The sequence below is a fragment of the Flavobacterium sp. genome, assembly GCF_040382755.1.
Lineage (GTDB): Bacteria > Bacteroidota > Bacteroidia > Flavobacteriales > Flavobacteriaceae > Flavobacterium.
Genome location: NZ_JBEIET010000112.1, coordinates 1 through 6,621 on the forward strand (window position 1 = coordinate 1; position 6,621 = coordinate 6,621).

Genomic DNA, 6,621 nt, shown 5'->3' on the forward strand with positions numbered 1-6,621 from the left:
ACCATTTTCAACTAAGAAAGATTTTACAGCTGCAGCTCTATTTTGAGATAATACTAAGTTAGCATCGTCTTTACCGTCTGAATCAGTATGTCCTTCTAAAGCGAATTTAGCTGTTGGATATTCTTTTAAGATAGCAACAATAGCTTGTAATACTGGATAAGTTTGTTTTTGGAAAGATGATTTTGCAGAATCAAATAAGATTGTTTTAGCATAATCATTTAATTTTTTAATTGTTTCTTCAGATACTTCTGGACATCCATTGTTTGCAACAGTTCCTGCAACAGTTGGACATTTGTCATCTTTATCTAAAACTTTATCACCGTCAGTATCAGGCCATGGACATCCACCGTTAGATTTTTCTCCTTTTACAGTAGGACATTTGTCATTTTGATCAGCAACACCATCACCATCAGCATCTGGACAACCTTTTAATACTGGTAAACCAGCAACATCCATACATGCGTCATCTTTATCAGCTACAGTATCACCATCTTGATCAGGACATCCATTCATTTCTGGAGTACCTGCTTCTTCTGGACAAGCATCAGCTGAATCTTGAATACCATCTAAATCAGTATCTGGGCATCCTTTGAATGCAGCTAAACCTTTAACTTCTGGACAAGCATCTTCTGCATCAATAATACCATCATCATCTTTATCTTTAGCTCCAAATTGGAATCTTATACCTGCATGATTAAAGAAATGTGTTGGAATGTCAGCATTAGCTACTCTATTATCGTCAAATCCAGTTTTTAATGTAGAACCTAATGATAAAGCTACATTTTTAGCAAACCATAAGTTTAAACCCCAACCAAAATTAACGGTTCCTGCTGAAGCATCACCCATAAAAACATAACCTCCACCTAAATTTAAAGTAGGATCAAACCATTTAGATTTTATTAAACTTTTGAAGCTATAAGAAACGGCTGCATCTAAACCATAATAGTCTAAATTTCCAGGATTACTCACAACCATACCTCTTGCATCCGCACCAACTGAAGTAGGCTTGAATTCAACAAACTTAGTAATTTTGTTAAAAGATCCAGTCATTTCGAAAGAAAAACCATCTCCTACGTATTTAGATACGCTTAGGTAAGATACTGAAGGAACAATGTTCCAATTGTCTTTCATGTCTAATCCTTGAGAAAACGTTTTTTCAAAAAAACCTAATCCACCTCTACTAGCACTTACTCTAGTGTCTACTGCATTTACACCAAAAGACACCGCCCATGGATTAACGTTATCTTGTGCTTGTGACGTTAGTCCAACAAACAACAAAGCAGCAGAAAATAATTTGTTCAAATGTTTCATACTTTTTATTTAATTTAATTACAATTCATTATATTTAGGAGCAAAAGTAATATGTTTTTTGTAATTCACAAAACTTTTGTTTGTTTTTTCTTAATTATATGTTAAACAATTTAATTTATTAAATTATGTTTAACTTTTTGGCAACACTTTCAAAAGCAAAAATAGCTTTATCTAAGTGATCTTTTGTGTGAGCCGCAGATAATTGCACTCTAATTCTGGCTTTGTCTTTTGGAACCACAGGATAAAAGAATCCAATTACGTAAATTCCTAATTTTAGCAACTCGTCAGCCATTTCTTGTGACAATTTGGCGTCATACAACATAACAGGAACGATTGCTGAATCGCCATCAATAAAATCTAAACCTGCTTTTCGCATACCTTCTTTAAAATAATTCGTGTTCCATTCTAATTGATCTCTTAAAGAAGTGTCTTTTTTCAACAATTCAAAAACTTTTAATGAAGCCCCTACAATTGAAGGTGCTAATGAATTTGAAAACAAATACGGACGTGAGCGTTGACGTAAAATTTCAATCACTTCTTTTTTAGCCGTTGTATAGCCACCCATTGCGCCTCCTAAAGCCTTTCCTAAAGTTCCTGTAATAATATCCACACGACCCATAACTCCTTTTGCTTCCATTGTGCCTTTTCCTGTTGCGCCAATGAAACCAGCGGCGTGACATTCGTCTACCATTACTAATGCGTCGTACTTATCTGCTAAATCGCAAATTTTATCTAAAGGCGCTACTAAACCGTCCATTGAGAAAACACCATCAGTTACAATTAACTTAAAACGATGTCCGGCTTCTGTAGCTTTTATCAATTGGGCTTCTAAATCTTGCATATTAGAATTTTCATAACGATAACGCGCGGCTTTACACAAACGTACACCATCAATAATAGAAGCGTGATTTAAACTATCAGAAATAATGCAATCTTCTTCTCCTAATAAAGGTTCGAAAACACCACCATTTGCATCGAAAGCTGCGGCATATAAAATGGTATCTTCTGTTCCATAAAAATCAGCAATTTCTGCTTCCAATTGTTTATGAATATCTTGCGTTCCACAAATAAATCTTACGGACGACATTCCAAAACCGTGAGAATCTAAAGCATCTTTTGCAGCTTGCACCACTTCTGGATGTGATGAAAGTCCTAAATAATTATTCGCACAAAAATTTAAAACCGTTTCTCCATTTACAACTATTTCTGCACCTTGCGGTGAAGTGATAATACGTTCTTTTTTATATAATCCGTTTTGTTGAATTGTATTTAATTCGTTTTGTAAGTGTGCTTGAATTTTTCCGTACATTTTTTTATTGTTTATAGTTGGATGTTTTAATTTTCTACAAATGTATAATTTTTAACTCTTCTCCTATATATAGTAACACTTTTTTAGTTACTTTTAAATTCATTTTTTCAATAACGCGTACATAATTTTCAATTTGTTTTTTATGTTTCTCGTCTTGCGCTCCTGTTTTGTAATCAATTAGAAAAGCTTCTGAATTATGAATTACCAATCTATCCGGTTTTAAATTGATTTCGTTTGGCGAAATTATATTGTGTTCTGTAAAAACAGTGTAATTCGGATTAAAAAAAGCTTCTAATTCTGGATGATAAATAATTTGTTTGATTTTATCTTCAAAAATGCTTTTTTGCGATTGTTGAATCAGACCTTCATCTAAGCTTTTAGTTAATGCCGTTTGCAAATCATCTTTCGAAGTAATATACGATAAAATTTGATGAATAATGTTTCCGAACTCAATAGCATCTTGCTGTAACGTGCCCCACATTAAAGCTTCTTTTTTGGCAATTCGTATCGAAGAAAAATCTAATGCTTTTTTTACGGACTGAATTTCTGCTTTATTTTTAGTAAATAATTTCGGTTGCGAATTTCTTTTTGAGTTTCCAAAAGCATACTCTTTTTGTTCTAAAGAAAAATTTGCTTTTTGAGTCAAAAAATTTATAAAATAAGAAGCTAACGTTTTGGAAGTAGAAATTTCGCCTTTTGTGGTTATTTTATAACTACTAATAATATGCAATTGCTCTTCGGCGCGCGTTAAAGCAACATATAACACGTTTATAGTGTCTAAGATTTCTTCTTGCGATTTGGTTTGATAAATTTCTTGAGTCGTGTCGCTATATTTTTCTAAAATCTTATTGTTTTTAACCAAAGCTTGAGGCATATCTACACTTTCGTCTTCCATTGGAATCCAAATATTATTGCTTCTTGGGTTTAAACTGTCATCGGCAAACGGATAAATTACCACAGGAAATTCTAATCCTTTCGATTTGTGAATGGTCATAATTCGGATGGCTTTTTCCCCTTCTGGCGAGGGAATGCTTTGCTTGAAACCTGATTTTTCCCAATATTCTAAAAAATCTGCAATGCTCGTTTGATATTTTACGTTTCGTTCTAAAACTAAATCTAAAAAATACTGCACATACGAAATAGTAGTTTTTTCTTTTAAAAACACATTTACAATATTTTCAACAGCTTCATAAAGTGATTTTTTTCTGCAATTTTCAAAGGATATTTCACAATTAAATGACGCTAAATATTTTTGCAAATCCGCTTCCGATAAATCTTTTGCAGACACAATAAAATCGTGAATTTTATCTTTATCCACCTTTGTATTTGCTACAAAATATAGCCAATTTATTTTTGATTCTTGATTATTTGAACTATCTAAATATTCTAAAAAATTAATAATAAATTTTACTTCGGAAGCATTCTGAATTAGCAATGTTTCCGATGAAATAATTGGAATGTTATTTTCAGTTAAAAAATTAGCCAATAACACCCCGTTTTTTGTTTTTCGGGTTAATAAAACAATGTCTGAATAGTCAAATCCATTTTCAAGAGATTGCTGAATAATTTCTAATGTTTTCGATAAATATTGTTTGTCTTTTTCTGTAATCGATTCGTCTTCTGCAATTTCATCATTTATTTCAATGGTATCATCTAAAAAAGTAACCGATACAAAACCGCCTTTTTTTTCATTAATTTGCTGACCTGCGGTTTCTTTATATAATTTTTGATAGGCTTCATTGGTAAATTCTTCAGAAAGAAATTGAAAAAATTGATTATTAAAATCAATAACTTCTGAATAACTTCTGTAATTTTTTGGTAAATTTTCTACAGATTTCTCTTTATTGGAAAACGGATTTACATCCGTACTTAAATCAATAAATTGTTCTGCTTTTCCACCTCGCCATCGGTAAATAGATTGTTTTGGATCGCCTACAATCATTAACGAACCTTTTGTGCCATCTAAATCTTGACTTGCCAAGGCATTATCAATTAATGGTATAAAATTTTCCCATTGTAATTGCGAAGTATCCTGAAACTCATCTATAAAATAATGACGGTATCTATCGCCTAAACGTTCATAAATAAAAGGAGCAGGTTGGTCTTTAATTTCGTTGTGAATTATAGCATTAAAATCGGAAATAGACAAGACGTTTTGGTCTTCTTGTAATTGCTTGTATTCTTTATAAATTACATTAATTAACGACAATGGAATCATATTTTTTATGATCAAATCGAATAATGCGTTTTCGTTTTTTGCTTTGTAAATGAGTGTCAGTTTTTCTTTCCAAGTAGGCGCTAAACGACGAACCACTTCTGAATTATTTGATTTTTTAGGAACTATAATTTCTCTTTCATTTACAAAATCGTATTCAGTTGCTTTTTCGTTATATAAATTAACAATATGGTTATAAAAAGTTTTGTGTTCAAAATCTACTTCCGTTAAATTATTTGCTACAAAATCATCTAAAATGAATTTTGCATTTTCCTTTATTTTTAATTTATTGGATTCAATTTTTAATTTAATTTTCTCTGCAATTTTAGAAAAATCATCTACGGATTTATCGCTTAATTTTCCGAAATTAAAAAAATGTTCTTCGTTTAAAATTAATCTTGAAACTTCATAAAGATCTAATGTTACGTCCCAACTTTTATCGTCATCTGTCTTACTTTTAGCAAAATTGATTAATATTTGAGTCAATTCTTCGTCCTCTCCCGCTTTGGCAACCACGACATCAATCGCGTTTTTTAAAAGTTCATCTGTATCGAGTGTAACGTCAAAATTGGTAGGTAAATTTAAATCGTGCGTAAATGTTCTAATGATACGATGCGTGAATTTATCAATAGTAGAAATATCAAACGCCGCGTAGTTGTGAATTAAATTCTTTAAAATTTTTCTGGATTTTAGTTGTATCGAAGGAACATCTAATTTTATTTCAGTAGCAATTTCTCGCATAAAATCGGCTGTTTTTTCAGTAACTTCATCTTTAGTAAACGCAATTAAACTTTCAATAATTCGGCTTTTCATTTCCTCGACCGCTTTATTGGTAAACGTAATGGCAAGAATTTTTTTATAGGTATCATTAGCAGGAGCTACCAGTAAAATTTTTAAATATTCTTTTGTTAAGGTATACGTTTTACCAGAACCCGCGGAAGCGTTATAAACTTGAAATGCCATATTTTTGATTTTTTTTAGCCACGGATTACACAAATTTACACGGATTTTTTTTAACTCAGTCTAATGTGAACTATTTTGAGCAAAGCGTTTGCAATTTTATTGGAAAATCCTATGTACCTATGTGTTTAATTTTTCACAATTTAAAAGATTATTTTCTAATATATTGTGTTTTAATTAACTATCTAAATTTTTATTTTCAAAGTTAAAGTTATAAATTTGAAAAAAATAATTAATCCATTAAAAAATAGTAAATCATGGCTTTTGAACTCCCACAATTACCTTATGCATATGATGCATTAGAACCACATGTTGATGCAAGAACTATGGAAATTCACCATACAAAACATCACAATGCTTACACTACAAATTTGAATGCTGCTATAGCTGGAACTGATTTAGAAGGAAAATCTATTGAAGCAATTATGGCCAATTTAGATATGAATAATATGCCGGTTAGAAATAACGGAGGTGGTTTTTACAATCACAATTTATTTTGGACCGTAATGTCGCCAAATGGTGGTGGTTTGCCAACTGGCGAATTAGCAGCTGCAATTGACACTGCTTATGGTTCGTTTGATGCATTTAAAGCAGAATTTGCTAAAGCTGCAGCCACTCGTTTTGGATCTGGATGGGCTTGGCTTTGTGTGCAAAAAGGCGGAAAAGTTGAAGTGTGTTCTTCACTAAATCAAGATAATCCTTTAATGCCAGGAATTGGTTGTGGCGGAACTCCTGTTTTAGGTTTAGACGTATGGGAACACGCCTATTATTTAAATTACCAAAACAGAAGACCTGATTATATTGAAGCGTTTTTCAATGTAATAAA

4 protein-coding genes are annotated in these 6,621 nt (G+C 31.8%); 1 reads left to right on the top strand and 3 read right to left on the bottom strand.

Translation table 11 applies throughout. The features are described 5' to 3' along the window. The 3 genes from ABWO04_RS09170 to ABWO04_RS09180 all read right to left on the bottom strand — a co-directional run. The coding region (locus ABWO04_RS09170; protein WP_353079373.1) for an OmpA family protein at positions 1-1,311 on the bottom strand (1,311 nt) is incomplete at its 3' end. Positions 1,312-1,429: 118 nt separating this feature from the next. Then, entirely contained in the window at positions 1,430-2,620 is a 1,191-nt protein-coding gene (gene kbl / locus ABWO04_RS09175; protein ID WP_353079375.1) for a glycine C-acetyltransferase, read from the bottom strand. A gap of 34 nt (positions 2,621-2,654) precedes the next feature. After that, positions 2,655-5,798, bottom strand: a complete 3,144-nt coding sequence (locus tag ABWO04_RS09180) for a UvrD-helicase domain-containing protein (RefSeq protein ID WP_353079377.1) — start codon at positions 5,796-5,798, stop codon at positions 2,655-2,657. 254 nt (positions 5,799-6,052) lie between these two features. Here ABWO04_RS09180 and ABWO04_RS09185 point away from each other — a divergent pair. Beyond that, positions 6,053-6,621, top strand: a 569-nt coding sequence (locus ABWO04_RS09185) for a superoxide dismutase (protein WP_353079379.1), incomplete at its 3' end; no start/stop codon positions are given.